Source organism: Streptomyces albiaxialis (genome assembly GCF_039530985.1).
Classification (GTDB): domain Bacteria; phylum Actinomycetota; class Actinomycetes; order Streptomycetales; family Streptomycetaceae; genus Streptomyces; species Streptomyces albiaxialis.
This window is the reverse complement of the sequence record NZ_BAAAPE010000025.1, coordinates 108329-134385: the sequence shown is the minus strand read 5'-3', so window position 1 is coordinate 134385 and position 26057 is coordinate 108329. Positions and strand designations below refer to the sequence as shown.

Sequence of the window (26057 nt, the reverse complement as noted above, 5' to 3'; positions counted from 1 at the left end):
GCCCCCGCCTGCGTCATCGCGCCTTCTCCCCGCTGCTCGACGTCAGGATCCCCGCCCTGGACCGTAGGGAGCGTACGGAAGACGGCACGTTAGATGCACGGCTGCGAGGGGACCCGCCACGCGGTCACGAGAGTGTCCGGAGCGGAAGGAGAAGCCCATGCTCATGGCCCACCCCACGGTGCTGCGGAACCTCATGGAGGAGTACGAGGCCCTCACGCTGCTCCACGCCTCCGAGGTCGGCGGGCCACGGGTCCGGCAGCGCATGGACGACGTCTGCTACACGCTGTGCGTCGCGACGGGGACCCAGGACGTGGACACCGCGCTCGTCGCCGCCCGCTACCGACTCCCCGGCGCCCGCCCCGAGGACGACTCCCTCGTGACGCGCTGACTCCGGGGCGCTGACCGCCGCCGCGCCGTCGCCGTCGCCGTCGCCGTCAGAACTCGCCGTCCCGCCCCTCCGGGCCCTCCAACTCCGCCAGCCCCGGCGGCAGTTCTCCCGCGTGCAGGATGCCGAGGTGCTGGGTGGCGCGGGTCAGGGCGACGTAGAGGTCGCTGGTGGGCATCTCGCCCGGCTCGACGACGAGCACCGAGTCGAACTCCAGCCCCTTCGCCTCGCGCGGCCCGAGCAGCGCGACCGGGCGGGTGAGGTCGAGGTCGGGGCCCGTGGTGGCGTCGGGGAGGGCGGCGGAGAGTGCCGCGTGCAGCCGGTGCGGGGCGATCACCGCGAGGCGGCCCTCGTCGGGCAGCCCGTCGGCGGCGGCGCGGGCCGTCCGGGCGGCCAGCTCGTCCGGCGCGCAGGCCCGGATCCAGGGCCGTACGCCGGTGGCCCGTACCGAGTGCGGCGGCTCGAAGTCCGGCCGTACGGCCCGCATCACGGCGGCGGCGACGTCCATCACCTCGGCCGGGGTGCGGTAGTTGACGCCGAGCCTCGTGTGCTCCCAGCGGTCCTCGACGTACGGCCGCAGGATCCCCTCCCAGGAGCCGACCCCGCCCTCCTCACTCGTCTGCGCGGGGTCGCCGACCAGCGTCATGGAACGGGTGGGGCTGCGCCGCATCAGCAGCCGCCACGCCATCGGCGACAGCTCCTGCGCCTCGTCCACGATGATGTGCCCGAACGTCCAGGTGCGGTCGGCCGCGGCGCGCTCCGCGGCGCTGCGGTGGTCGGCCTCCTCCTGCCGTTCGGCCATGCGTTCGGCGTCGATGACGTCGTGCGCGCCCAGCACCTCGGACTCGGTGTCCTCGTACTCGTACGTCTCCGAGCCGCGCGCCACCTCCAGCACGCCCTCGGCGTAGGCGATCCGCTCCTGCCGCTCGGCCTCCGCCGCGGCGCGCTCCGCGCTGTCGTCCACGCCGAGCAGTTCGGCCGCCTCGTCCAGCAGCGGCACGTCGGCGGGCGTCCACTCCGCGCCGTGCGGACGGCGGATCGCCGCCGCGTCCTCCGCCGCGAGGTGGGTGGGCTCGGACAGATAGTCCGCGACGAAGCCCTCGGGCGTCAGCGGCGGCCACAGCTCCGCCAGCGCCGCGTGCACCTCGGGGCTGGCCGCGACGCCCTTGCCGAGCTGCGCGATGTCGTCGGGGCCGAGGAAGTTGGGGCCGCCGTACGGGTCGGCGCCGAGCCGCTCGGTGAGCTGCGAGGTGAGCGCGTCGATGACGTGGAACGCGAAGTGCGGGCGGGCCAGGTTGTGCGGGAGGAGCGTGTCGCGGGCCGCCTGGCGCGCCTCGTAGGCGATCTCCCAGTCGACGACGAGGTCGCCGTCGTCGTGCGGGATCACCAGCGGCGCCCCCGGCTCGGGTGTCGCCTGCCGGTCCCGTACGGCCGCCGCCAGCGCCTCCGCCATGTCCGTGCGCCCCTTCACGGCGGCGGCGCGCGCCGTGTCCGTGCCGGTGGCGCGGATGCCGGGGTACAGCTCGCCGAGGGTCGCGAGCAGCACGCCGGTCTCGCCGAGCGAGGGCAGCACCTCGCCGATGTAGCCGAGGAACGCCGGGTTCGGCCCGACGATCAGCACGGCGCGGCGGGCGAGCAGTTCGCGCTGCTCGTAGAGCAGATACGCGGCGCGGTGCAGCGCCACCGCGGTCTTGCCGGTGCCGGGGCCGCCCTCGACCACCATGACCTTCTGGTGCGAGGCGCGGATCACCCGGTCCTGCTCGGCCTGGATGGTGCGCACGATGTCGGCCATCCGGCCGGTGCGCGCCGAGTTGAGCGCGGCGAGCAGCACCGCGTCCCCGGCGGGGTCCTCGTGCCCGGTGCGCTCCCGGTCGTCCGGGTCCATGAACTCGTCGTGCAGCGCGGTGACCGTACGGCCGCTGCTGGTGATGTGCCGACGGCGGCGCAGCCCCATCGGGGTGTGGCCGGTCGCGAGATAGAAGGGGCGCGCGACGGGCGCCCGCCAGTCGATGAGGACGGGCGTACGGTCGGCGTCGTCGGCGCGGATTCCGATACGGCCGATGTGGTGCGCCTCGCCGCCGACCAGGTCGATCCGCCCGAAACACAGCGAGCCGTCCACGGAGTTCAGCGCGGCGAGCAGCCCGGACTGCTCGGCGATCATCACGTCCCGCTCCAGCCGGGCCTGCTGTCCGGTCTCCGCGCGGCCGAGCCCGCCCTCCACGGCGCTCTCCGCTTCGCCGCGCAGGTGGTCGACGCGGCGGTAGAGCCGGTCGACGAATTCCTGTTCACGCTGCAATTCCGCGTCGTGCGACGCAATATTTGACAAGGCGACTCCCGCCCGGATAGACTGCTGTCATTGAAGGTGATTTGCGGTTCAGGCAAAGTGAATTCGCAAACAACCCATAGTCCTAAGGAATCCCCCGGCTGTCAATTCAGCCGGGGGATTCCTTTGTTTCCGGCGGCGGTGTGGCGACGATGAACGCGCCGCCCCCGTCGTCGGGACAGTCCTCCTTGGCCACCAGGCCGCGCTTCGCCATCCGCCTGATCGCCGATCAACAGGACGTTCATCAACGCCTGGCAGGACGAGCGCGTCGTGGACGCCTCGGGCGGCGTCTCGGAGGAGACGCACGACATGGCCGTGCGGCGCATGGTCCAGGCGGGCGTGGTCCCGATCACCTGGCAGGCCGTGAGGGGCGAATGGCAGCGCGACTGGGCCCGCGAGAAGACCGTGCCGGGCGCCGCCGAGGTCCTGGCGCAGCACGGCGGCGCGTGGTGATTCGGGGCGGCGACCGCGGGTCGCGGGAAGATACGGGTACGACGACGGAGGAGGGCGAATGCGGTCGGTCATTCCCGACTATCTGACCGAGGCACTCGGAGATGTGGAGCCGGATACGTCCGGAGAGCCGGCCGGATACATTCCCGAGCTCGCGTCGGCGGACCCCGACCGCCTCGGCGCGGTCTTCGCCACGGTTCAGGGCGAGGTCTACGGAGCCGGGGACATCGATACCGAATTCACGATTCAGTCGATCTCCAAGCCGTTCGCGTACGCCCTCGCCCTGTCCGACCGAGGATTCGACGCCGTACTGGCCAAGGTCGGTGTCGAGCCGTCGGGCGAGGCGTTCAACGAGATCTCCCTCGAAAGCGACACCGGGCGCCCCCTCAACCCGATGATCAACGCGGGCGCGATCACCGCGCACTCGCTGGTCGGCCCGGCGGACCTGAATCCGGCAGAGCGCGTGGAGCGCGTGGTCCAGGGCCTTTCGGCCTTCGCGGGACGCCCGTTGAGGACGGACGAGGCGGTGTGCGCGTCGGAGATGGAGCACGCGCACCGCAATCTCGCCATCGCCCATATGCTCCGCAGCCACAGCGTTCTCGGCGAGGACCCGAGAGCCGTCGTGGACGGCTATGTCCGCCAGTGCTCCGTGCTCGTCACCGCGCGGGATCTGGCCATGATGGCCGCGACCCTGGCCAACCGCGGGGAGAATCCCCTCTCGGGCGAGCGGGTGATTCCCGAACCGGTGGTGCGTCAGGTCCTGAGCGTGATGTTCACCTGCGGCATGTACGACGCGGCGGGTGACTGGGCGACCCAGGTCGGCATTCCCGCGAAGAGCGGCGTGGCCGGGGGCCTGATCGGCGCGCTGCCCGGCCAGATCGGCATCGCCACGTTCTCCCCACGGCTGGACCCCCACGGGAACAGCGTCCGAGGGGTGTCCCTGTTCGAACGGTTCTCGTCCGACATGGGCCTGCACGTGATGGGGGTCCCGGCCGCCGCGCGTGCGGTCGTACGTTCCCACCATGTCGTCGGCGGCGGCCCGGGCGCGCTGCGCGTCCTCCAACTGCAGGGCGGAATCGGCTTCGCCGGAGCCGAGCGGGTCGTCCGGGAGGCCGTGGACTCCGCGCCCCCGGAGGCCGCGGTCGCCGTGGACCTCACGATGGTCCACTCGATCGACGACGTGGCGCGGCGCATGATCCTGGAGGTCACGCGCCGGCTCACGCTGGACGGCCACGAGGTCTCTCTCGTCGACCCGGAGTCGCTCATGCCCGATCCCGACCCCGGCGACGGGGGCCGCCTCACCGTCGTGGACACCGTGGAGCAAGCCGCACAGGCCGCGCGAGCCGCCGCCCGAGGCGGGGAGGCGCGGCCATGAGACCCGTTCCCCGAAAGGCGTAACGGCAGGTCTCGGCTAACCCCCTATGCGGCTTTTCACCACTTATCGTGCCGCCATGGGAGAACGAGGATTGCTTGGTACGACGAAGCCCGGGCGCTCGTCGGCGGCGAGACGCGCGGTGGGCGTGACCTGTGTGCTCGCGGTGGCGTGGGGCGTGCTCACCGGCTGCGGGGACGACGGCGAGGGCGGTGACGGCGGTGACGCCTCGCCGTCGGCGTCCGAGGGGAGCGGGAGTCCCGGTGGCCGTCTGACGGACGATCAGCGCGAGCGGAAGCGGATGATCTCCGCGTCGAAGGTGTCCTACCGCAAGGCCCTGGCCGCCGCCACCCACGCCGTGCGCGGGACCGAGCCGGTCAAGGCCGAACTCGACTCCGCATCCGACTCCGGCGACCGGCCGCGCTGGGAGACCGAGGTGGCCACCGCGCGCGGCGTGGCCAGCACCGTGCTCGTCGACGCCGTCTCCGGCAAGGCGCAGAAGCCGCGGGACGCCGAGCGCGAGAGCGACGACCGCGACAAGCTGGCCGACCGGCTGCGCGAGGCGAAGGTGACGCCCGAACAGGCCGCCCGGACGGCGCTCGACAAGAAGGGCGGCTCCGTCAGCGCCGTCGAACTGGACGACAACGACGCGGGCAAGGTGATCTGGTCCGTGGACGTGGTCACGCCCAAGGACTGGACCAAGACCACCTTCGACATCGACGCCGCAACCCGCAAGGTCCTCCGCGAACACACCGACCGCGACTGACCCCCGCCCAAGGCGCCTGCTGCCGGGCGCCTGCGCAGGGGGCCTGCTTCCGGGCGTCAGCCGGAGCACGGCCGAGCCGCATTACGTAGGCGAGGGCCTACGTACTTTTGGCCGATGCGGCGCCCTCCCCCGCCCCGCCATCGTGGACCCCGGTCGAAAGACCCCGTCGCCGTCCCCCTCGGCTCCCCCCCGTGGCAGGGGAGGACGGCGACGCGCAATTCCCGACCTCTGTCCCGACAATTCCACGCATGGAACCGGGCGTCGGTCCCTTTCTAGGCTTCCGTCCATGCCCTTTGCCGAGCCCTTTCCTCCGCACATTCCCGACGCCGCACTGGCGGACCTGCGCGCGCGTCTCGACGCGGTCCGGCTTCCCGAGCCCGAAACCGTGCCGGACGCGTCGCAGGGCATCGAACTGGACGCGCTGAGGGCGCTGCTGGACGCCTGGCGGCAGCACGACTGGCGGGCCGCGGAGAAGCGCTGGAACGCGATTCCGCACTACCGCGCGCGCCTGGACGGGCTGAACATCGCCTTCTGGCACGTACGTTCACCCGAACCCACGGCGCTTCCCCTCGTGCTCACCCACGGCTGGCCGGGCTCCGTGCTCGAATTCGAGGACGTCCTCGGGCCGCTCACCGACCCGGTCGCCCATGGCGGCTCCGCGAGCGACGCCTTCCACCTCGTCGTCCCGGCGCTGCCGGGATTCGGGTTCAGCGAGCGGCCACGCGAGAGCGGCTGGCACCCCGGCCGTACGGCGCGGGCGTGGGGCGAGCTGATGACGGCGCTCGGCTACGAGCGGTTCGGCGCGCACGGCGGGGACTGGGGCGCGAGCGTCAGCACCGAACTGGCCCGCCAGGCGCCCGAGCGCGTCGTCGGCCTGCATCTGACGATGCCGCTCGCCTCTCCCCTGCCCGGCGACCGCGGCTCCGCCGACCCGGCGGAGCGGGGCGTGCTGGAGCGGCGTGACGCCCACCTCACGGACGGATACGGCTTCGGCCTGATCATGGGCACGCGCCCGCAGACGCTCGGCTACTCGCTGCTCGACTCGCCCGCCGGGCTCGCGGCATGGCTCGGGGAGAAGTTCGCCGCCTACGCCGACACCCGGCCGGAGGCCGGAGGCGGGGTGAGCCTGGCGCGGCAGGTGGACCACATCGCCCTGTACTGGCTGACGGAAACGGGCGCGTCCAGCGCCCGCTGGTACTGGGAGGCCATGCGGTGGGTGCCGCGCAGCGCCGAGGAGGAGAACGCGCGGCCGGTGACGGTGCCCACCGCCTGCTCGCTGTTCCCGGCCGACCCGTGGCCGACCGCGCGGCGCTGGGCCGAGCGCCGCTATCTCGACCTGCGGTCGTGGAACGAGCTGGACCGCGGCGGCCACTTCCCCGGTCTCGAACAGCCGGACCTGCTGGTCTCCGAGATCAGGGCCGCGTTCCGCGACGTGCGCTCCGCTCCCGCCTAGGCGGTGTCCGGGAGCAGGACGACCTTCCCCGCGGCGGCTCCGGAACCGGCGTAGCGCAGGGCCTCGGCGATCTGCGACAGGGGGAAGGCGCGGGCGATACGGGCGGTGATCTCGCCCGCCGCGAGGTGGCCGAACACGGCGTGCAGGTCCGCGTGCAGCTCCGCCCGGTGGCTCCGGGGGTTCCGCTCCCGTCCGGACCAGAGATCGACGGACGTCACCGTACGGCCGACGAGACCGTCAGGACCACAGACAGGACCGCCGGTCCCGTCCGCTGCGTGGTCGAACACCGCCGCCGCACCGCGCGGCGCGATGCGCCGGATCCCCGCGGCCACGTCCGTGTCCCGGTCCAGGGGAATCGCGCCGATCTCGCGCACGTACGGCAGGTGGTACGCGGCGGCGACGCCGATGACCCGGGCGCCGACGTGGCGCGCGAGCTGGACCAGCAGCGAGCCGACGGCGTCGGCGGCGCCGAGCACGACGACCGTGTCGCCGTCGCTCACGTGCGCGGCGGCGAGCATCCGCCGGGCGGTGACGCCGTCGACGAGCACCGTCTCCGCCTCCGTGCCGTGGAGCCCGTCGGGCACGGCGACGAGATCGTCCGCCGCCAGCACCAGGCGGTCGGCCCAGGCGCCGGTCCCGGTCAGCGCCGCCACGCGCTGGCCCACGGCGAGCCGTTGGGAGCCGTCGGGTGCCTGCGTGCCGACGCCCGCGAGCGTGTCGACGACCCCGACGACGTCGTGGCCCGGCACGAACGGGAACGGCGGCTGGTCCCGGTACGTGCCCCGGCACATCTGCCGCTCGGCGCGCGAGACCCCCGCCGCCTCCACCCGTACGAGCACCTGGCCGGCCAGGAGGGGCGGGACGGGTCTCGTCCGCAGCCGCAGCCGCGGCCCGGCGGGCTCCCCGACGCCCCGCAGCACGACCTCTGTGATCATCGAGTACGTCCCTCGTCTCCGGGCCGATGCCTGTGTGACGGGAGCCGAGAATGCCGGGGCGGGGGCCGCCGTCGCGTCGGCGAAAACTACCTACCCTCGACGCTAGGTAACCCGGCGGTCACGTGGTCACGCGGTCATGTGGTCACAGGGGCATGTGGCGGAGTTGGCGGCGTGAGCTGATGCCGAGCTTGCGGTAGACGTTGCGCAGGTGGGCGTCGATGGTGCGCGGGCTGAGGTAGAGCATGGCGCCGACTTCCTTGGAGGTGGCCCCGGTCGCGGCCTTCTCCGCTATCAGGCGTTCCTGCGCGGTGAGCTGTCCCAGGGGGTCCTGGCCGCGGGGGCGGGGCTGTTCGCCGGTGGCACGCAGTTCGCGGGCGGCGCGGGCGGCGAAGGCCGCCGCCCCCATGGCGGCCAGCAGGTCGTGTGCGGAGCGCAGTTCGACCCTGGCCTCGGCCCGTCGGTTCGCGCGGCGCAGCCACTCCCCGTACGTCAGCCGGGCGCGGGCGTACAGCACCCGGGCCCGGGTCCGCGCGAGGTGGTCGATGGCCTCCCGGTGCAGCTTCTCGCACTCCGGGCCCTCGGCGAGGAGGGCCCGCGCCTGGAGCCACTCGGCCCGCGCCCACGGGGTGGGGCTCGCGGCGGCCAGGGCTTCGAGGTGGGCCAGGCCCTCGGCGGCCTGTGCGGGGCGCCCGGCACGCGTCGCGGCCTCCACCAGTTCGGCGTAGACAGCCCAGATCGCGTAGGAGCCGGACCGGTGGCGCCGCTGGGCGGCCAGCGCGGACTCCAGCGCCGTCCCGTACTCGCCCAGGCCGTTGTGCAGGACGGCGCGGGCGTAGTGCTCCCCGGCGCTCTCGACGGGGAGTCCGTCCTTCCCCATCCGGGCGGCCAGTTCCCGGTAGCCCTCGACGTCCCCGCGGAACGCCAGATGGACGAGTTCAGCCCCGATCAGCGGGGTGGTGCCCGCGGCCTCGTCCACCGCCCTGGCCTCGCTGAGGCTCGCGGCGGCCTCCTCGAAGCGGCCGGTGGTGGTGCGGCTGATGGCCTGGTAGCGCAGGGCCTGCGGCAGCGCGGCCAGCGCGCCCTGGGCGCGGGCCACCTCGACCTGCCGGTCGGAGAGGTCCACCATGCCCGCGTCGTCCCGCAGATCGAGCACGAGCTGGCACGCCAGGTTCATCCGCCAGGGCCCGGCCGAGACGGCGGCGGTACGGCAGGCGTCCACGGCCGCCCGCATCGCGGGCACGGCCCGCGGCACCGGCAGCATCACCTGGTCCAGGAGCGCTTCCAGCAGCAGGTCCACCGGACGCGCCCGCTCGGGCAGCGGCGCCCGGCGCCGCATCCGCTCCCCCAGCTCCTGCAGCCGGTGGCCGGGCTGGTCCTCGTTGTACATGCAGGACGCGAACGCCTCCAGGCCCGTCTCCCGCGCCCGTTCCGGCGCCAGCTCCGCCACCGCGTCGATCAGCGCGGCCGTCGCCTGCGGGCTGTGCCCCAACTGGTAGTCCACCCGGGCCCGCAGCAGCCGCGCCTCCGCCCGCACGGCCCCGTCCATCCCGTGGCGCTCGGCGCGCGCGACAAGAGCGCGCGCGGTGGTCGGGGCACCGGCCTGCAGGCGGAGCTGTGCCGCCGCCAGCAGCCGCCCCGCCCGGCGCCCCGGTACGGGCGTCGCTTCCGCCCGTACCGGGTCGGGCGTGGCGTCCGCCCGTACCCGGTCGGGCGTGGCGTCCGCCCGTACCCGGTCGGGCGTCAGGTCCGCGGCACGTTCCATGAACGCGGCCGCCGCGGTGAACCCGCCCCGGCCCCGTGCCCGGTCCGCACACTCCTCCAACTGGCCCGCCACGTCCTCGTCCGCGTCGATCACCGCGTGCGCGCGGTGCCAGGCCCGCCGGTCCGGGTCCGTGGCCGGGTCGGTGGCCTCCGCCAACGCCCCGTGCACCCGCCGCCGTACGCCGGGGGTGGCCGAGTCGTACACCCCCGAGCGGACCAGCGGATGCCGGAACCGCAGCCGGGGGCCCAGCGAGAGGAGTCCGGCGTTCTCCGCGAGAGCGAACCGGTCGGCGTCCAGTTCCAGCAGCTCTGCCGCGCGCCGCAGCAGGCCCAGGTCGCCTACCGGTTCGGCGGCGGCGAGCACCACGAGCTCGCGTGCCCCGGGCGGGAGTTGCCCGAGGCGGTGGGCGAACTGCTCCTCCAGCGCCCCCGCCACACCGGCCCGCCTCCGCCGCGCGCGGGGCACCCCGAACGGCCCGGCCTCGTGGGCGAACTCCAGCAGGGCCAGCGGATTGCCGCGTGCCTCGGCCAGGATCCGGTCGGCGACCTCCCCGTCCAGCCCCGCGTGCGGCGCCCCCGGCGCGGTGGCCAGCAGGGTCCGGGCGTCCTCCTCGTCCAGCCCCTCCAGGGGCAGTCGTGGCAGGCACGCCAGTCCGGGCACCGCCTCCGCGTCCCGGGCGGCGAAGACGAGGGCGATCCGCTCGGCGGCCACCCGCCGGGCCACGAACACCAGCACCTGGCGCGAGGCCTCGTCCATCCACTGCGCGTCGTCGACCGCACAGCACACCGGCCGCTTCCGCGCCGCCTCGTGCAGCAGCCCCAGCACCGCCAGCCCCACCGTCAGTACGTTCGGCGAGGCCTGCCGCCCGCCCAGCCCGAGCACCGCCTCCAGCGCCTCCCGCTGTACGCCCGGCAGCCCCGCCCGGAATTCGAGCACGGGCGCGCACACCTGGTGCAACACCGCGTACAGCAGGTCCCGTTCGAACTCGGTGCCCGCAGCGCGCAGCACCTCGAAGCCCTCAAGTCCGCCCACCGCCGCGTCGACCAGCGACGACTTCCCCACGCCCGCCTCGCCCCCGACCACCACGGCCCCGCCGGCGCCACCGGCCGCCGAGGCCATGAGCGCCTCGATCTCCCCCAACTCCACCTGCCGGGCCACGAACCCCACGGCGAACCGCCTCCGAGCAACAGCACGAGATCTTCCCACCGGAGCAAGAGCCTCGCCGAGGGGCGGTCCTCCCCGCAACGCTCCGCCGCAGGACGGGACGCCGGAACGAGGAATACCCCTCTGACCTGCGCGAATCCCTACCCCTCCGGAACGGGGTCCTGGAACGCGGGGCCGGACCCGGCCCTCGCGGTGGGCCCGGGCGGAAGCCCGCGGCCCGATCACGTAAGCGGCCCGGGTTACGTAATTTTCGCCGACGCGGCGCCGCTCCCCCGCCCGGCATCGTCCCTGTCAGTCGCACCAGAGAGGCGGTGACGCATGCGCGGGGCATGGGTTACGGACATTGTCGAGAGTTACGAGCACGACGACGGGCCCGCGCACGAGTACCTCCGGGAAGACGGCACATGGGCCTCGGTCAGCCGGCGCGAGCTGCTGCGCGGCGTCCGGTCCGCCGCCGCCGGGTGGTCCGAGGCGGGTCTGCGGCCCGGGGACCGGGTCGTCGTCGAGGCAGCCGATCCGTATCTCTTCGTCCCGGCCTTCCTCGGGGCCCTGTGGGCCGGTCTGGTCCCCGTGCCCGTCGCGCCGCCTCCCCCGCCGGGGCGCCGCCCCGCCTGGAACGCGTACGTGGAGGTGATGGCCCATGTCGCGCAGCCCCGGGCCATCGCGCTGCGCGGCGGCGACGACGCGCCGGCTCCTGACGGGTGGGCGGAGAAGTGGCGGCAGGTCGATCTGGACGCCGTGGTCGCCGCGCCCCCGGAGGCCGCGCCGCCGCCGCACCGCCCGGACGGGGACGCCACGGCGTACGTGCAGTTCAGCAGCGGCAGCACCGGGATCCCCCGTGGCGTCCCGGCCCGGGTCGAGGCGGTGCTCGCCAACTCCCTGGCCATCATGCGCGACGGGCTGGACAGCGACCCGGCCACCGACCGGGGGCTGTCCTGGCTGCCGCTCCACCACGACATGGGGCTGGTCGGCTTCGTCCTGGCGCCCCTGGTCACGGGAGTCCCCGTCTCCTTCGTCCCGACCCGCGGCTTCATCCGGGACCCCGGCCTGTGGCTCCGGGCCATGTCCGAACGGCGGGCCACGATCAGCTTCGCGCCCAACTTCGCCTACGCCCTGACCGCCCGCCGTACCGCCGAAGAGGAGGCCGCGGCCCTGGACCTCGCTCACGTACGGGTGCTCGGGTGCGGGGCCGAGCCCATCAACCCCTCCGTGCTGGAACGGTTCACCACCGCCTTCGCCGCCTCCGGGCTCAAACCCGAGTCGCTGATGCCGTGTTACGGGCTGGCCGAGGCCACCCTCGCGGCCACGCTCTCGCCCCTGGGCCGCGGCCACCGCGTGGACTCCGTCGATCCGTCCGCCCTCTCGGCGGGCCGGGCCGCACCGTCGGACGGGGAGGCGGCCGTCGCCGTCGTCAGTTGCGGACCGCCGCTGCCGGGGCACGAGGTCACCATCCGCGACGCGGACGCGGACACGGACACGGACCCCGACGTCGGCACCGGCACCCGCGGCGCGCCCCTGGACGAGCGCGTCGTCGGTGAGATCTGGCTGCGCGGCCCCTCCAACGCACGTACGTACGTGGGGGCCTCGGACGAGGACACCGCGGCGGCGTTCGGGGCGGACGGCTGGCTGCGCAGCGGGGACCTCGGCTATCTGGCCGACGGGGAGCTGTTCGTGACCGGCCGCGCCAAGGACCTGCTGATCCTCAACGGCCGCAACATCGACCCGCAGCGCGTGGAGTGGATCGCCGAGACCGTGCCAGGCGTCCGCGCGGGCGGCGTCGTGGCCTGCACACGCCCCGGGGAGCAGTCAGAGGAACTGGTCGTCGTCGCCGAGTGCCGCACCTCCGCCACCGTCGGCCTGGCGCAGGCCCTGCGGGACGCCGTCGCCGGTGCGCTCGCGCTCCCCGTCCACGACGTCGTCGCCGTACGTCCGGGCACCGTGCCCAAGACGACATCGGGAAAGCCACGGCGGGGCGAGACGCGCCGCCAGTACCTGGAAGGCACGCTCCATGTCCGACAAGGCTGAACTGGCCGTCAGTTACGACCTCGACCCGGAGTTCTTCCGCCTCTGGCTCGACAGCGGGATGAACTACACCTGCGGGGTCTTCGACGACACCGACGACCTGGAGGCCGCCCAGGTCGCCAAGCTCGGCGTCCTCCACGACTTCGCCCGCATCACGCCCGCCAGCAGAGTCCTGGACATCGGCTGCGGCTGGGGCAACAACCTCGCGTATCTCACCCGGGACCGAGGTGTCGCCCGGGCGCACGGCATCACGCTCTCCGAGGCCCAGTACGGCGAGATCCTGCGCCGACGGCTGCCGGGCGTGACCGTCTCCTGCGTCGACTACCGCGACTTCGCCCCCTCCGAGCCCTTCGACGCGGTGCAGTCCATCTGCATGATCGAGCACGTCTGCACCCCCGAGGAGGCCCGCGCGGGCCACGCCGTCGCCCGTTACCGCGACTACTTCCGCAAGGCCTGGTCCTGGACCGCTCCGGGCGCCCACTTCGCGCTCCAGACCGGGCTGCGCGACCGGGTGCCGCGCCGCCCCGAGGAGGCCCGCGAGCTGCGCTGGCTGGGCGAGAACATCTTCCCCGGCGGCATGGCACCCCGCGCCGAGGACCTCGTCGTGGCGGTCGCCCCGTACTGGGAGGTGATGCTGCTGCGCACCAGGCGCGAGGACTACGAGAAGACCACCACCCACTGGCGCTCCCGGCTGCGCGCCCACGAGGAGGAGATCCGCGACCGCTGGGGCCCGGACCTCTTCGAGACCTACGACCGCTATCTGACCTGCTGCGTCAACGCCTTCGCCCGGCGGCACATGACCCTCTCCCAGTGGTGCCTGCGCCGGGTCGACGACCCCGCGTAATCCACGCCAGCCCCCGAACGACGTAAGGAATCACCGGTGACCCAGGACGAACTGCTGCGGCTCCTCGACCGCGGCCTGCACGACATCACCACCACCCGGCGCCCCCCGCTCACCCCGGAGACCGACCTCCACGCCGCAGGCATCGACTCCCTCCAGCTCCTGGAGCTGGTCACCTGGACGGAGAAGGAGCTGGAGATCCTCCTCCCGGACGAAAAGCTCTACAACGTCACCGACGTCCAGGGGCTGTGCGAGCTGATATCCGCCGAGCTGACCGCCGACCCGGCCTCATGAACAAGAAGCTCCGCGAATCCTTCCACCGGGCCTATATGACGTTCTTCGAGAACGCCGAGCGCACCCGCAGGTGGAATCCGTTCAACGACATCGACTGGGACGCGCTCGACGCCGCGGAACCCGACAGGCAACTCGCCGTCAACGCGGAGACCTTCTGCGGCGTCGAGATGTTCCTGCCCGACTATCTCGACGCCCACCTGGAACTCTTCGGCCGCGACTACGCCCAGGCCTGGTTCGCCGCCAACTGGGGGTACGAGGAGTCCAAGCACTCCCTCGTCCTCCGCGAATACCTGCACCGCAGCGGACAGCGCACGGAGGAACAGCTCCACGACTACGCCGACACCATCCTGTCCCGGCGCTGGGAACGGCCGTACGACAGCCCCCGGCAGATGGTGATCTACGGCATGATCCAGGAACTCACCACGTTCGTGGTCTACCGCTCGCAGCGCACCCTGGCCCTGGACACCGGGCACGCGGTCCTCGCCGACATCTACCGTCTCATCGGGCGCGACGAGATGGCCCACACGAAGTTCTACCAGCACATGGTCGCCCTCCATCTCGACGAGGACCGGCAAGGGACCCTCGCCGATCTGGCCCATGTCCTGCGGACGTTCCGCATGCCCGCAGAGCAGCTCCTCCCCGACCCCGAGGCCCGTTCGGCCCTGATGCGCTCGACCGGCATCAACTCCCAGGTGTACCTGCGCGACATCGTCGGCCCCACGCTCAAGGCCCTGCACCTGACCCGCCACGACCTCCCCGCGCCCGGCTCCCCGCCCGGCCGTCCGACGGGAGAGACACGTGGCTGACACGGGTCCGGGTCCGGGCCCGTGTCTCGACTTCCTGGACGACCCCCTCTTCGACCCCCGGGCCCGGTACGAGCTGGGCACGGACGAGCTGATCCGCCTGACCGCCCGGCGGGCCAAGGCGCTCCACGACAAGGGCCTGGTCAGCAGCGAGTGCTGGCGCGGAGGGAGCCGGGAGGCCGAATTCCCGGACCTGGTCCGTACGCTGGGCTGGCTCTGCGCGTTCGACCTCTCCCTCGTATCGACCGTCTGCGACCACCAGATGGCCGGAAGCGCGCTGCTCACGCATGGCAGCGCCGCACAAGTCGCCGCGTACCGCGACGAGATCAGCCGGATGGACCGGGTGTACGCCTTCGCGGTGACCGAGATCGGCCGGGGCACCAACCTGCTCTCCCTCGGGACCGAGGTCCACTACCGGCACGAGGACCGCTCGCTGCGCGTGGTGACTCCGTCCGACGACGCGGCGAAGTACTGGATCGGCAACACCCTCTTCTCCGCGACCCACGCCATGACCCTCGCCCGGCTGGTGGTGGACGGCACCGACGAGGGCCACCACTGGTTCCGGGTCCCGCTCAGGCCGGACGAGGGCGCGGCGCCCTTCGCGGGGGTGCGGATCGACCCGGCCGGGCCGAAGGGCGGGCTGGAGGCCAGCCAGACGGGAATGATCCGGTTCGATCAGTACCGGATGCCCGTGGACGCGCTGATGAGCGCCTGGGCACACATCGACGCCGACGGCCGCTACGTCTCCGGGACCGCCCGCCGCGAGCGGTACGTGCGCTGCCTGCGGACCTTCACCCAGGAACGCGTGTTCCCCGTGACCGGGGCCGCCGGGGTGCTGCGCCGGAGCGCGGCGATCGTTCTCCGGTACAGCACCCACAGGGAAGCGTTCGGCGCCGTTCTGCTGGAGCGTCAGCACTATCGCGAGCGCCTGATGCCCGTCGTCGCCGAGGCCCTGGCCCTGCACCACCTCACCGAGCACCTCATCGAGGAGTGGACCGGCGAGGCCCCGGCGGCCTCGCTCTACGGGCTGACCTCCGGGGCCAAGGCGTACGCCTCCTGGGCGGCCAACGCCAATCTGGTCGCCCTGCGGGAGCTGTGCGGGGGCCATGGATTCCACAGCTACAACGAGATCGTCACCGCGCGGGTGGACGGCGAGATCAGCACCACCTTCGGCGGGGACAACACGGTCCTGTGCTACGAGAGCACCCGCGCCGCCGCGAAGACCTCCGGGAGAGTCGTCCCTCCTGTACCCGCCGTCGATGAGGAGGGCCTGCGGGACGGCGAGCACGGCGCGGGACTGCTGGGGGACCTGGCGGGGCGGCTGCTGCGGCGCTGGGAGTCCTCGCAGCGCGGCGCCCTGTGCCGACCGCATGTCCGGGCGAGCCGCGCCGCCCTGCTGCTGCGCCGGTGGGCCCGGCATTCCCAGGGCGCCACCGACGACGCCCTGCGGCAGCTCTACGCCGTGCACTGCCTCCTGGGCCTTGCCGAGCACCTGCTGGCGGAGGGACTCCTCGACGGCGCCGGTGTCCGGGGGCTGCTGGCACAGCGCGCCGCCCTCAGCGACCGGTGCGCGGAGGACCCCGCCGCGGTACTCGGCCTGCTCAACGTGCCGGAGGCGCTGCTCGACGTGCCTCTCGCGCACCCCGACTACGTCCGCCGTACCGTCGCGCTGACGGAGAAGGCCTCACCGACGCGCCCGGCGTGACGCGGGCGTCAGCAGTCGCACCCGCAGTCACAGTCGCAGCAGTCGCAGTTGCCGCAGAGGTCGCAGGAGTCACAGCAGTCCGAGCAGCAGCCCTCCCGCTTCTTGCGGGACCAGGGCCCCTCGTACTCCGAGGCACAGCAGAGCTGGCAGGTGCAGCAGAGTCCCAGGAAGACCGCGCAGCCCGCGAAGAAGCCGCGCGGCGAGGGGTGGCCGGGCCGGTGCCCGCGCCCCTCGGGGCCCTCGCCCCAGCCACCCGGACCACCGGGCCCACCGGGGCCGCCCGGGCCGCCGCCGGGCCCGGCGGGCTGATTGAGGCCGTACGGCGCCTGACCGTACGGGGGCTGCCCGTACGGTGCTTGGCCGTACGGAGGCTGACCGTACGGTGCCTGCCCGTACGGCTGCTGCGGGGGGCGCTGCTGCGGGTCGCCGTGCGCGGCCGGGCCGGGGATCGGGCCGGAGAGCGAACCGGAGTCCGGGCCGCCCCCGGTGTGCACGCACCGCTCCGTGCCGAACGCGCGGTCCACGGCGCGCGGCAGCTCGTGCACCAGCAGCGTGTGGGCGAGCCGCGCGTCGGCGAAGTCCACGTCGCGCAGCGCGAGGCGGATGCCGTGCACCGCGTCGTCGCAGAGCGCGCGGGTGAGGGCACGGCTCGCGCCCGTGGCGGCGATGGGGTTCCAGGCGCCCTCGGCGGCGTCCGCGGCCCGGTCCTCGACCGCGTCCAGCAGGTGGGCGAGGCGCCCGAAGAGCCGGCCGGCCTCGGCGAGCGGCGCCGCGTTGCCGGGCCTGCCCGCGAGCGTGGCGGTGTACGCGAAGGCGGCGGCCGTCGCCGTCTCGGTGGGCTCGGTGACGGCCGTCAGCGCGGTGCCGGGGCCCGCGGCGCGTTCGACGTCGGCCTGCCGGTCCACCGCGTCGACCAGTACGGCCGTGTCGAAGCCCAGCGCGCCGCCCGTACGCGCGCCCGCGCGGTCCCAGGCAGCGGCGATCCGCCGGGCGACGGCGGCGGCGGGGCGGCGGCGCAGCACCCCGTCACGGTCGGCTATGTGGTCCCGGACCTTCGCCGAGGCGAGCACCAGTGACACCGAGGCGGCCAGCCGTGCCCCCTCCCCTCGCGCGACGGAGGCGGTACGCATGCCGCGCAGCGGACACGGCCCCGCGGTCCTGCGCCGGGCACCGGCGGTCCCCGTCTGCGCGTCGGTCAGCACGGAGATCAGCAGCCCGTCGTAGTTGGTCACCACCCGGGCGAACTGCCCGTGGTCGCCACGCAGTGCGAGACAGAGCCCGCACAGGTGCGCCATCCACTCGTTCCTGAGTCCCTCCGACAACCGGTGCTTGCAGGGCCTGACGATTCCGAACACGAGCTGCTCCCCCGTACCTGCTTCCTGCGTATGCCGAGCCGGATCGTACCCAGGCCACCCGGACGTACAACGATCGTTGTAATTATTGCCGTGGTCGTTGTACTTTTGCTGTCCCGTCCTCAACACCCCAAGGCAGGCAGCATGATCCGGATAGCGGTCATCGTCGGCAGCACCCGTCCCCACCGCCGCACCGAGGTGGTCGCGCGCTGGGCTCTCGACGCCGCAGGGCGCCACCCCTCGGTCAAGAACGGTGCCGCCGCGGTCGAACTCGTGGACCTGGCCGACCAGGGGCTCCCCCTGCTCGACGAGCCGGTGTCCGCCGCCTTCGGCCAGTACAGCCACGAGCACACCCGCCGCTGGGCACGCCTCATCGACGGCTTCGACGGCTTCCTCTTCGTCACGCCCGAGTACAACCACTCCTTCCCCGCCGCCCTCAAGAACGCGATCGACTACCTGTACGGCGAGTGGTTCCACAAGGCCGCCGGGTTCGTCAGCCACGGGGTGCACGGGGGCACCAGGGCCGTGGAGCACCTGCGCACGGTCCTGTCCGAGGTGAAGGTCGCCACCGTCGGCGGACAGGTCGCGCTGTCGGCGTTCACCGACTTCGAGCTGCCCGACCCCACCCAGCCCGGCGAGATCACCCCCGGGGACCACCACGAGCCCACCCTCATGGAGGTCCTCGACGACCTCGTCGCCTGGTCCGGCGCCCTCCGCCAGGTCCGCGCCGCCCTCCCCCCGGCCGGTACGACGGAGAACTGATCCCCTTCCCCCTCGCCCCCGGCCCCCCTGAACAGGAGGCTCAGCACAGTGACATCGGACCACGCGACACCGCACGCGGCCGACCGCTTCGAGCGCGTCTACCGGGGCGCCTCACCCTTCCGCACCCCGGACGGCACCGCCCTCACCCCCTGGGACATCGGCGAACCGCAGCCCGAAGTCGTCGCGCTGGAAGGCGGAGGCGGCATCACGGGTGACGTCCTGGACGTCGGCTGCGGCCCGGCCGACAACACGTTCTTCCTGAGCGACAAGGGATACCGGGTGACCGGCGTCGACGCGTCCCCGACCGCCGTGGAGCGCGCACGGCGCCGCGCCGTCACGCGTACGCACGCACCCTCGTTCGCCACGGTGGACGTGACCGAGCCCCCGCCAGATGGCCTCACCGGCCGCTTCGACACCGTCCTCGACAGCGCCCTCTACCACTGCCTCGACCGCGAACGCCGCGAGCGCTACGCGGACTTCCTCAGGAGCGTCTGCCGGCCCGGCGGACGGCTCCATCTCCTCTGCTTCTCCGACGAGGGCCAACCGCCGCTCGGCGAGATCCACTACGTCGCGGAGGACGACCTGCGCGCCCTGGCCCGGAGCGGCTGGCGGCTGCTGACGCTGCGGCGGGCCCGCTATCTGACGGCCTTCACGCCCTGGCACATCGAGCGGCACGCGGACCTCTTCGGCTATCCGAGCCCGGAGGAGCATCTCCGCACCGACTTCGACGGCAGCGACCCGCAGGGCAGGCTGTTCGCCCGCGCGTGGCTGTTGACGGCGCAAAGGCTCTGAGGCGGGAGCCGAGGAGATTACTGGGGCGCCCAGCGCCCCAGTAATCTCCTCGGTGTCGCACACGAAGGGACGGGAGCACAGTGGCTGGCAGACCGGCGGAGAAACGAGCAGCGGTCGTGCAGGGGGCCCGCACGGTCTTCGGTCGGGACGGGTTCACCCGTGCCGGTGTCGACGCGATCGCCAAGGAGGCCGGGGTCTCCACGCGGACGATCTACAACCACTTCCCGCAGGGCAAGGCCGAGCTGTTCCGCCTCATCGTCGAGGAGGGTACGGAGCAGATCGTACGGGCGCAGCTAGAGGTCATCGACCGGTGGCTGCACAGGATCCGGGACCTGGAAGCCGACCTGGTGGACTTCGGCGTCGCCTGGGCGGAGCCCCTGACCGCCTACCCGGACCACTTCGCGGTCGTACGCCAGATGCGCGCCGAGATCGCCCACCTGCCCGACGGCCTGCGCGAGACCTGGGAGGCGGGCCCCGCGAGGGTCCATCAGGCCCTCGCCGACCGCTTCGGCGCCCTGGCCGAGGAGGGGTGGCTCCGGCCCGGCGACCCCGGCCGGACGGCACGCCACTTCCTCCACCTGGTCGGCGGCGAGATCATCGACCGGACGTACTACGGCGCGTTCCCCCTCCCCCGGCCCGAGACCGAGCAGCTCGTGGCCGAGGGCGTCCACACCTTCCTCCACGGCTGCCTGCCCCGGGACTGACCGCCGCGCGCCGCCGGGTGGGCTCGGCGGCCACGGGCCGGGCGGCGTGGCCACCACACGAACTGGCGTACGTCCGCCCAGGGCAGCATCATGTTCTCGGCCCGAACGCCGGAGGCGTCGAACTGGAACAGGTCCCCGACCGGCCCCGTGCCAGGTCCCGGGCCACCGTGGTCTGCACCGGCGCCCGGGACCCTCCCCCGGTATCCCACTGCGGCCTCCGACGACCGGAGACCGGCCGCTCCCCCGAAGTGGCCCGGCCATGCGACCGGTCCGCGGGCCCTGAGGGATCACTACGAAGAACCCTAACGACGTGCCGGCGGCCCGTATTGGAAAAAATTGACCTACCGGAGCGCCCCGTTCACCGGGCGAGCGCCCCCTCCGCCCAGCGGGCGGCCGCCACCTGGCCGGGCGTGGTCGCGGCCAGTGCCCGGAACTCGCGGTTGAGGTGGGACTGGTCGTAGAACCCGCAGGTGTCCGCGACCGTCGTGGGGTGCGCCTCCCCGACGGTGAGGAGCCCCACCGCGCGGTGGAAGCGCAGCACCCGGGCCACGGCCTTCGGCGCGAGGCCGATCTGCTGGGTGAACCGCCGCACCAGATGGCCCTGGCTCCAGCCGACCTCGTGCGCGATCCGGGCGACCGGCACCATCCCGCTCGTACCGGACAGCAGATGCCAGGCGTGGCTCACCTCGGGCGCGGGGTCCGGGCCCCGTTCGAGGCGGGACAGCAGGGCGCGGTCCAGCAGATCGAACCGGGCGGACCAGTCGCCGGTGCCCGCCAGGCGCTCCACCAGCAGGCGGGCGCCGGGTCCGAGCACGTCGTCCAGCTCCACCACCCGGTTGGCCAGCTCCCGCATGGGAACCCCGAACAGCCGGTACGCGCCGACGGGCGTCAGCTCCAGGCGGATCGCCTCCTGGCCGCCGGGGTGGGCCAGCACCCGCGGCCCGTCCTCCAGCCCGGCGATCAGCGAACCGACGACGCCGCTCCTGGTGCCCTCGTCGCGCAGCCTGCACACCTGCGCGAAGGGCTCCCGCAGGTTGATCACCACCACGGCCCGGCCCGTGGGAACGACGCGGGCCCGGTACGGCACCGGCGTGCCGGTCTCCCAATAGCCGACGTAGCTGTGCAGATACGGGCGCAGCCAGGGCGGCCATGCCCGCGTCACCCGCCACCTGCCGCCGACCCGCGTGATCCGCAGCCCTCCGCCTTCGGCACCCGACACGGACCTCTCCTCCGCTGGCGGCGACACCCGGCAACGGCGACGCCGGTCTCCCGCCACGCTCGTCGCTCGAACCGTCCACAGCGTATCGCCCTCACCGACGCCCGCTTGCGGCCTTGACGTTCGCCATGTAATGGCTTCTGGCCCGGTGCAGGAGCGCGTACCGCTCGGGGTGCCTGTCGATCTCGTCCCGCTGCAACTCGGCCTCGGTCCGCCGCCAGACGGCGACGAGTGAGGTGCTGTGCTTGCAGAGCACGTCGGCCCGGGCCGTGGTCCTCTCCTCGCGGGAGGCCTTCGCGGAGGACTTCGCGGTGGGCTTCGCGGAGGCCTTCTGCCACCTGGGGTCGTTGTTGGCAGCGGAGGGCGTGGAGTACGAGAAGCCCTTCTCCCGCATGCAGGCGCTCCAGCGGCGGAAGGCCCGCTCGACGTCCGGGTGGCGCTTGGAGCGTTCGTAGAGGGAGGCGGCGGCGCGGTCCAGTCCCTCGAAGTCGGCGCGGGGCACGTTCTTCAGGAGGGTGCGGGCCGCCCGTTCCTCGCAGCCGCCCTTTCCGTCCCGGCCGTAGGCGGCGCTCCGCTGCTCCGGCGTCAGTCCCGCCTCCCGTCGCGCGATCCAGCGCTCGCGCGCCTCGGCCCGAGGTTCGGGAACGGGGTGGTAGCCGTAGCGGCGGGCGGCCTCGGCCTCGATCAGGCCGTAACGGCCCCGGTGCGGCCAGCTCTTGGCCTCGGGGCGGGGCAGGCGCTTCCACTTCAGGCCCTTGTCGGCCATGCAGGACGCGATGAGGCGGTCCTGCGCGAGGGTGATGTGCGCCATCTGCGGGGAGTCCAGCGCGTAGGAGTCGAAGGGGAGGGTGAGTTCGCGGACCTCACGGGTCGGGAGTACGGGACGGGGGCCGGATGAGGACTCGGCGGCGTCGGACGGGGCCGGCCCCTTCTCGTCCGCGCATCCGGCGGTCAGCAGGAGCGCGGCGACAGCCAGTGCGGGCACCCCGCGCGAGCGCGGGGTGCCCCAGCCCTTGGGAGCCCTTCGGGTCACGGGCAGGACTTGTAGAGGGAGCTGGTGCGGTAGCCGACCCTGTTGTTGGACAGGTTGGCGTCCCAGCTCCACGGCTTGAACGTGTTGTGCGAGCCGCGGTTGTAATAGTCGGTCCACAGGGTCCACCAGCAGCCGCGGGTCAGGTTCTTCACCGAGCGGATGTGGTCGTTGACCCTGCCCCCGTTGTTGAAGCGGTTGTCGGAGAGCTTGTAGTCCGACTTGCAGAACTTCTTGTAGCCCCCGGTGTAGCTCGTGTACTGGTACGCGTGCAGCGGTGCGGGGCATGCCGCCGCCGCGGAGGCGGACGCGCCCGCGGCCGTTCCCCCGGACGCGCCCGCGGCCGTTCCTCCCCCGGACGTGCCCGTGCTGGCACCGGCCGCCGGTGCGAAGCTGAGCACGCCCGCGACGGTCAACGCTGCCGCGCCCAGCCCCAGTCGGATCTTCTGCCTCATGATGGTTCCCCCTTGGTTCCCCGTGTGCCGACGGGGAGGCGGTGGGGCCGGTCCGGCCCCGTCGTTCCGAGAGACGAAGCTACGGCGCGCGGGGCGCGCTGCCATCCCGCAGCGGATTGACCTCGCGAGGCAACTACGGGCGTACCACGGCCAGTTGACTACACCTGCCGTCACGGGGACCTCTACCGCCGTGGTACGAGAAGGCGTCAGCCGGTGAGGGTGCGGATCTCGCGCTCGGCGATCTCCCACAGCGGCACGCCGTCGCAGTTGCCGAGGATGACGCCGACCCAGCCGGTGTCCGGGTAGATGTTCCAGCTCGCCACGCTGCCGGGGTTCACGCCGGCGCGGCCGTTGACCCACTGGCCGTTGACGAGGCTGACCGGCATCATGTACGTCCCGAACGACGCGTCGGCGGGGGCCTGCCGCCCCTTCCGCAGGCCCCCGCCGCCCTGCGGGGCGAGCGGGATCTTGGGCCCGGTGAACAACTCGGCGTAGGGCCGGTCCAGCACCGTGCCGTCACGGAGCGCGTGCGCGAAGCGGACCAGGTCCGGCGCGGTGGCGAAGCCGCCGTCACCGGGTGCGTCGATGAAGTTGCGGCCCGGGTTCCTGCCGAGCTGGTTCGGGTCGGGGCTGCCCTGGTCCAGGTTGCGGACGGCGTCCACCAAGCTGCCGTCGGCGACTCGCATGTACGAGTGGGCGATGTGCTCGTCGGTGAGCCACTGCGGCCTGGTGTAGAACCCCGTACCGGTCATGCCGCAGCGCTCGAAGATGTGCTCCTGGACGTAGTCCCAGTACGTCGTGCCGGTCACGGCCTCGACGATCAGCGCGGGGATGGCGACCTCGGCCCCCGCGTGGTCGGTGGGGGTGCCGGGCGGGGCCACCAGTTTGGCCTTCCTGGCCCACCGTTCGTTGTACTCGCGCACCTCCTCGCGGCTGCGGAAGACGCGCTGCGGGTCCTCCTCCGGGGTGTTCAGCCCGGAGGTGCCGGAGAGCAGGTGGTGGATGGTCACCTGCTCGGCGATCTCCTTCGCGAAGCCCTTCAGATGGGTGCCCACCGTGTCGGAGAGCCGCACCTTGCCCCGCTGCGCGAGCTGCAGCACGGCCACCGCGCCGAACGGCTTGCCCGCTGAGGAGAGGTTGAACGCGATGCCCTCGTGGTTGCGGACCTTCCTCTCCCTGTCGGCCATCCCGTAGCTGCGCGACAGGATCGTACGGCCGCGGTGCGACAGCAGCACCACGCCGGAGAACTTGTCCTCGGCGGCCAGCTTCGCGACGTACCGGTCGTACGCCCCTCCCGGCCGGGCGTCCGGCGGGACGGCTCCGGAATCGGCACCGGCCTCGGCACCGGCGGCGGGCGGCGCCGCCACCGCCCGCTGGGTACCGGCCGCCGCCGCGCCGACGGCCGCCACCCCGCCCCACCCCAGCAGCTTCCGCCGGTTCACCCCGCGCGCGGATTCCGCGTCCATGCTCACGCCCTGCCTCTCCCGATCGACGAACCGACCGCCGACGCGCGGCGGTCCACGTCCCCAGGGAATGCGGGAGAGCGTTTCTGTGGCGTATGCGTTTTCCGATACGCCCGCGATACGTCCCATGGCGTAACCGCTCCTCGCGGTGAGGCGCGTGGTCGGAGATCCGCCCGAAGCCGTCGGCCGGGGCGCGACACGACGCCGTCCAGCAGGTGCTCGGCCTCCTCCCCGGCCATGCGAACGGGTACCGCATGGCGGCCGCCTTCGGTCGCACCGACGTCGCCGCCGGTCCGCGGCGCAAGCTGGTCTCGTCGGGAATCGTGCAGCCGCACCGGCGGAGGTACCTGCTCGCCCCCGACGGCCCTCGCGAACCCGACCGCGTATCCGGTCTTCCGCGCCAACGACGTGCGCCGGCCGGGAGCCGAGAGTCCCGTCCCCTTCGGACGGGCCGCTCGGCAGCGCCTCCTCCAGGGCGTGTCCCTGGGCCTACCGGCCCGCTGCGCACACGCGCACGCACGTACGCGCACGCACGGGCGCGGTGCCGTACCGCCCTACTGCGGCACGGCACCGGTGCCGGCACCGCACCCGTGGCCCGCCGTGCGTCAGTAGTCGACGCGGTCGGACTTCGCGACCCAGGTGTCGAACGGGGCGGTGCGGTCCGGCAGGTCGAGCTGTTCGACCTGCATCGGCCACATCTCGGAGGGCTTCTTCTCGAACAGGTCGTAGAACCTGCGGTCGTCGAACCCTGCCACCGCGGCGTCGTGCCGGTCGGCGGCGAAGACGAGCCGGTCGATACGCGCCCACAGGGAGGTGGCCAGGCACATCGGGCAGGGCTCGCAGGACGTGATCAGCGTGCAGCCGTCGAGGGCGAAGGTACCCAGCTCCTGGCAGGCCGCGCGGATCGCGTTGACCTCGGCGTGCGCGCTCGGGTCCAGGTTGGCGGTGACCTGGTTGTGCGCGTCGGCGACGACCCGGCCGTCCTTGACGATCAGCGCACCGAAGGGGCCGCCTCCGCTGGTCGCGCTGGTGGTGGCCAGCGCGATGGCCCGCTCCATCCAGGCGCGCTCGGATTCGCGGAGGCCCGGTTCCTGGGTACTGACGGTCATGAGTGCTCCTTGTCGGTGCTGGTACTGATACTGGTCCGGCTCTGCTCGAAGGTGCGCAGCAGGTCCGCCGCGACGCTCACCGCGATCGTGGCGGGCTCCTTGCCCGTGATCTCGGAGATGCCGATCGGGGTCTTGATCCGGTCGATGGTGGCGTCGTCGTGGCCGCCCTCGGTGGCCAGACGTTTGCGGAACCGCGCCCATTTGGCGGCGGAGCCGATGAGCCCGATCGAACCGAGGTGGTCGGTGCGCAGGGCCGCGTCGGCCAGCGCGGCGTCCTCCGCGTGGTCGTGCGTCATGATCAGGATGTGGGTGCCGGGGGCGAGCCCGGCGAGCACTTCCTCCGGCAGCAGGGGGGTGTGGTGGACGTGGACCCGCGCGACCGCGTCCGCGAGCGCGGCGAGCCGCTCGTCGGCGAGCATGTCGGCGCGGGTGTCGATCAGGTGCAGGTCGAGGTCGTGGCGGGCCAGGACGCGTGCCAGCTCCAGCCCGACGTGCCCGACGCCGAAGACCGCCACGGCCGGGACCACCGGCAGCGGCTCCAGCAGCACGGTGACGGTGCCGCCGCAGCACTGCACGCCGTGCCGGTTGGTGACCTTGTCGTTCAGCGCGAACTCCATCAGCTCCGGCTCTGGAACCGGCTCCGGCACCGGCACCGGCTCTGGAACCGGCTCCGGCACCGGCACCCGTTCCGGAACCGGCGTGCCGATCAGCTCGCGGGCGCGGTCGATCGCGGCGGCCTCGATGTTGCCGCCGCCGATCGACCCCCAGGTCCCGGCCGCGCCCACGACGAGCTTGGCGCCCGCCCGCCGGGGGGCGTGACCGCGCACGCCCGCGACGGTCACGAGCACGCCGGGCTCCCGGCGCTCCCGCAACCGCGCGACCGCGGCGACCCAGGTCAT

At 73.2% G+C, this 26057-nt stretch carries 22 protein-coding genes and 2 pseudogenes; 13 read left to right on the top strand and 11 right to left on the bottom strand.

The window, feature by feature from the left end; all coding sequences use genetic code 11:
- Positions 1 to 157 precede the first annotated feature (157 nt).
- Positions 158 to 388, top strand: coding sequence for a DUF5133 domain-containing protein (locus ABD343_RS37050; protein WP_344534788.1), 231 nt, complete (start codon positions 158 to 160; stop codon positions 386 to 388).
- Between the two features lie 46 nt (positions 389 to 434).
- Here ABD343_RS37050 and ABD343_RS37045 read toward each other — a convergent pair whose 3' ends face one another.
- Together ABD343_RS37045 and ABD343_RS37040 are read right to left on the bottom strand one after the other, a co-directional pair.
- Positions 435 to 2681 (bottom strand): HelD family protein, encoded by a 2247-nt coding sequence (locus ABD343_RS37045; RefSeq protein ID WP_344534786.1) that lies wholly within the window; start codon positions 2679 to 2681, stop codon positions 435 to 437.
- Between the two features lie 166 nt (positions 2682 to 2847).
- Positions 2848 to 2931 (bottom strand): annotated as a pseudogene (locus ABD343_RS37040) (MarR family transcriptional regulator); the annotation flags it as partial.
- Between the two features lie 2 nt (positions 2932 to 2933).
- On the opposite strand from ABD343_RS37040, the pseudogene ABD343_RS37035 reads away from it, so the two are divergent.
- The 4 genes and pseudogenes from ABD343_RS37035 to ABD343_RS37020 all read left to right on the top strand — a co-directional run.
- Positions 2934 to 3161: pseudogene (locus tag ABD343_RS37035) on the top strand (hydrolase); the annotation flags it as partial.
- A 58-nt stretch (positions 3162 to 3219) separates the two neighbouring features.
- Complete coding sequence (locus ABD343_RS37030) at positions 3220 to 4533, top strand: glutaminase (protein WP_344534784.1); 1314 nt, start codon at positions 3220 to 3222, stop codon at positions 4531 to 4533.
- A gap of 76 nt (positions 4534 to 4609) precedes the next feature.
- A complete protein-coding gene (locus tag ABD343_RS37025) occupies positions 4610 to 5296 on the top strand; it encodes a PepSY domain-containing protein (RefSeq protein WP_344534782.1) in 687 nt (228 codons plus the stop codon).
- A gap of 286 nt (positions 5297 to 5582) precedes the next feature.
- The gene (locus tag ABD343_RS37020; protein WP_344534781.1) at positions 5583 to 6749 is read left to right on the top strand and encodes an epoxide hydrolase family protein; all 1167 of its coding nucleotides are present in this window, start codon (positions 5583 to 5585) and stop codon (positions 6747 to 6749) included.
- On the opposite strand, the gene ABD343_RS37015 is transcribed toward ABD343_RS37020, so the two are convergent.
- On the bottom strand, positions 6746 to 7684 hold the full coding sequence (locus ABD343_RS37015; RefSeq protein WP_344534780.1) for an alcohol dehydrogenase catalytic domain-containing protein: 939 nt from the start codon (positions 7682 to 7684) through the stop codon (positions 6746 to 6748). The genes ABD343_RS37020 and ABD343_RS37015 overlap by 4 nt on opposite strands.
- A 142-nt stretch (positions 7685 to 7826) precedes the next feature.
- Positions 7827 to 10613, bottom strand: coding sequence for a helix-turn-helix transcriptional regulator (locus tag ABD343_RS37010; RefSeq protein WP_344534779.1), 2787 nt, complete (start codon positions 10611 to 10613; stop codon positions 7827 to 7829).
- A 315-nt stretch (positions 10614 to 10928) separates the two neighbouring features.
- Between ABD343_RS37010 and ABD343_RS37005 the strand changes: the two genes are divergently transcribed.
- Genes ABD343_RS37005 through ABD343_RS36985 form a run of 5 tightly spaced genes read left to right on the top strand, consistent with a single transcriptional unit; the run spans position 10929 to position 16275 of the window.
- Positions 10929 to 12635, top strand: a complete 1707-nt coding sequence (locus ABD343_RS37005; protein WP_344534777.1) for an AMP-binding protein — start codon at positions 10929 to 10931, stop codon at positions 12633 to 12635.
- The gene (locus ABD343_RS37000; protein WP_344534775.1) at positions 12619 to 13476 is read left to right on the top strand and encodes a class I SAM-dependent methyltransferase; all 858 of its coding nucleotides are present in this window, start codon (positions 12619 to 12621) and stop codon (positions 13474 to 13476) included. The genes ABD343_RS37005 and ABD343_RS37000 overlap by 17 nt, the downstream gene beginning before the upstream one ends.
- 36 nt (positions 13477 to 13512) lie before the next feature.
- Positions 13513 to 13767 carry an acyl carrier protein gene (locus ABD343_RS36995; RefSeq protein WP_344534774.1) on the top strand — a complete coding sequence of 85 codons (255 nt, stop codon included), beginning with the start codon at positions 13513 to 13515 and terminating at the stop codon, positions 13765 to 13767.
- On the top strand, positions 13764 to 14573 hold the full coding sequence (locus ABD343_RS36990) for an acyl-ACP desaturase (RefSeq protein WP_344534773.1): 810 nt from the start codon (positions 13764 to 13766) through the stop codon (positions 14571 to 14573). The genes ABD343_RS36995 and ABD343_RS36990 overlap by 4 nt, the downstream gene beginning before the upstream one ends.
- On the top strand, positions 14566 to 16275 hold the full coding sequence (locus tag ABD343_RS36985) for an acyl-CoA dehydrogenase family protein (protein WP_344534771.1): 1710 nt from the start codon (positions 14566 to 14568) through the stop codon (positions 16273 to 16275). The genes ABD343_RS36990 and ABD343_RS36985 overlap by 8 nt, the downstream gene beginning before the upstream one ends.
- A gap of 8 nt (positions 16276 to 16283) precedes the next feature.
- On the opposite strand, the gene ABD343_RS36980 is transcribed toward ABD343_RS36985, so the two are convergent.
- On the bottom strand, positions 16284 to 17630 hold the full coding sequence (locus ABD343_RS36980; RefSeq protein WP_344534770.1) for a DUF5685 family protein: 1347 nt from the start codon (positions 17628 to 17630) through the stop codon (positions 16284 to 16286).
- A 141-nt stretch (positions 17631 to 17771) separates the two neighbouring features.
- Between ABD343_RS36980 and ABD343_RS36975 the strand changes: the two genes are divergently transcribed.
- The 3 genes from ABD343_RS36975 to ABD343_RS36965 all read left to right on the top strand — a co-directional run bounded on the left by ABD343_RS36975 (position 17772) and on the right by ABD343_RS36965 (position 19885).
- Positions 17772 to 18389, top strand: a complete 618-nt coding sequence (locus ABD343_RS36975; protein WP_344534768.1) for an NADPH-dependent FMN reductase — start codon at positions 17772 to 17774, stop codon at positions 18387 to 18389.
- Positions 18390 to 18437: 48 nt separating this feature from the next.
- Entirely contained in the window at positions 18438 to 19181 is a 744-nt protein-coding gene (locus tag ABD343_RS36970) for a class I SAM-dependent methyltransferase (protein WP_344534766.1), read from the top strand.
- A gap of 80 nt (positions 19182 to 19261) precedes the next feature.
- Entirely contained in the window at positions 19262 to 19885 is a 624-nt protein-coding gene (locus tag ABD343_RS36965; RefSeq protein ID WP_344534764.1) for a TetR/AcrR family transcriptional regulator, read from the top strand.
- 358 nt (positions 19886 to 20243) lie between these two features.
- Here ABD343_RS36965 and ABD343_RS36960 read toward each other — a convergent pair whose 3' ends face one another.
- The 6 genes from ABD343_RS36960 to xdhC form a co-directional block, all read right to left on the bottom strand.
- Positions 20244 to 21104 (bottom strand): helix-turn-helix domain-containing protein, encoded by an 861-nt coding sequence (locus tag ABD343_RS36960; protein WP_344534762.1) that lies wholly within the window; start codon positions 21102 to 21104, stop codon positions 20244 to 20246.
- A 91-nt stretch (positions 21105 to 21195) separates the two neighbouring features.
- Positions 21196 to 22134, bottom strand: a complete 939-nt coding sequence (locus ABD343_RS36955; protein ID WP_344534761.1) for a hypothetical protein — start codon at positions 22132 to 22134, stop codon at positions 21196 to 21198.
- Complete coding sequence (locus ABD343_RS36950) at positions 22131 to 22586, bottom strand: hypothetical protein (RefSeq protein ID WP_344534759.1); 456 nt, start codon at positions 22584 to 22586, stop codon at positions 22131 to 22133. Before ABD343_RS36950 ends, ABD343_RS36955 begins: the two co-directional genes overlap by 4 nt.
- 206 nt (positions 22587 to 22792) lie before the next feature.
- A complete protein-coding gene (locus ABD343_RS36945) occupies positions 22793 to 24052 on the bottom strand; it encodes a serine hydrolase domain-containing protein (RefSeq protein WP_344534757.1) in 1260 nt (419 codons plus the stop codon).
- 602 nt (positions 24053 to 24654) lie between these two features.
- Positions 24655 to 25158, bottom strand: coding sequence for a nucleoside deaminase (locus tag ABD343_RS36940; protein ID WP_344534755.1), 504 nt, complete (start codon positions 25156 to 25158; stop codon positions 24655 to 24657).
- Positions 25155 to 26057, bottom strand: coding sequence for a xanthine dehydrogenase accessory protein XdhC (gene xdhC, locus ABD343_RS36935; RefSeq protein ID WP_344534854.1), 903 nt, complete (start codon positions 26055 to 26057; stop codon positions 25155 to 25157). The genes ABD343_RS36940 and xdhC overlap by 4 nt, the downstream gene beginning before the upstream one ends.

Bases quoted from the DNA above. Each gene is read 5' to 3' on its own strand.
- ABD343_RS37050 (WP_344534788.1), top strand. From the start codon at position 158: ATGCTCATGGCCCACCCCACGGTGCTGCGGAACCTCATGGAGGAGTAC.
- ABD343_RS37030 (WP_344534784.1), top strand. From the start codon at position 3,220: ATGCGGTCGGTCATTCCCGACTATCTGACCGAGGCACTCGGAGATGTG.
- ABD343_RS37025 (WP_344534782.1), top strand. From the start codon at position 4,610: ATGGGAGAACGAGGATTGCTTGGTACGACGAAGCCCGGGCGCTCGTCG.
- ABD343_RS37020 (WP_344534781.1), top strand. From the start codon at position 5,583: ATGCCCTTTGCCGAGCCCTTTCCTCCGCACATTCCCGACGCCGCACTG.
- ABD343_RS37015 (WP_344534780.1), bottom strand. From the start codon at position 7,684: ATGATCACAGAGGTCGTGCTGCGGGGCGTCGGGGAGCCCGCCGGGCCG.
- ABD343_RS37005 (WP_344534777.1), top strand. From the start codon at position 10,929: ATGCGCGGGGCATGGGTTACGGACATTGTCGAGAGTTACGAGCACGAC.
- ABD343_RS37000 (WP_344534775.1), top strand. From the start codon at position 12,619: ATGTCCGACAAGGCTGAACTGGCCGTCAGTTACGACCTCGACCCGGAG.
- ABD343_RS36990 (WP_344534773.1), top strand. From the start codon at position 13,764: ATGAACAAGAAGCTCCGCGAATCCTTCCACCGGGCCTATATGACGTTC.
- ABD343_RS36975 (WP_344534768.1), top strand. From the start codon at position 17,772: ATGATCCGGATAGCGGTCATCGTCGGCAGCACCCGTCCCCACCGCCGC.
- ABD343_RS36950 (WP_344534759.1), bottom strand. From the start codon at position 22,586: ATGAGGCAGAAGATCCGACTGGGGCTGGGCGCGGCAGCGTTGACCGTC.
- ABD343_RS36945 (WP_344534757.1), bottom strand. From the start codon at position 24,052: ATGGACGCGGAATCCGCGCGCGGGGTGAACCGGCGGAAGCTGCTGGGG.
- ABD343_RS36940 (WP_344534755.1), bottom strand. From the start codon at position 25,158: ATGACCGTCAGTACCCAGGAACCGGGCCTCCGCGAATCCGAGCGCGCC.
- xdhC (WP_344534854.1), bottom strand. From the start codon at position 26,057: ATGACCTGGGTCGCCGCGGTCGCGCGGTTGCGGGAGCGCCGGGAGCCC.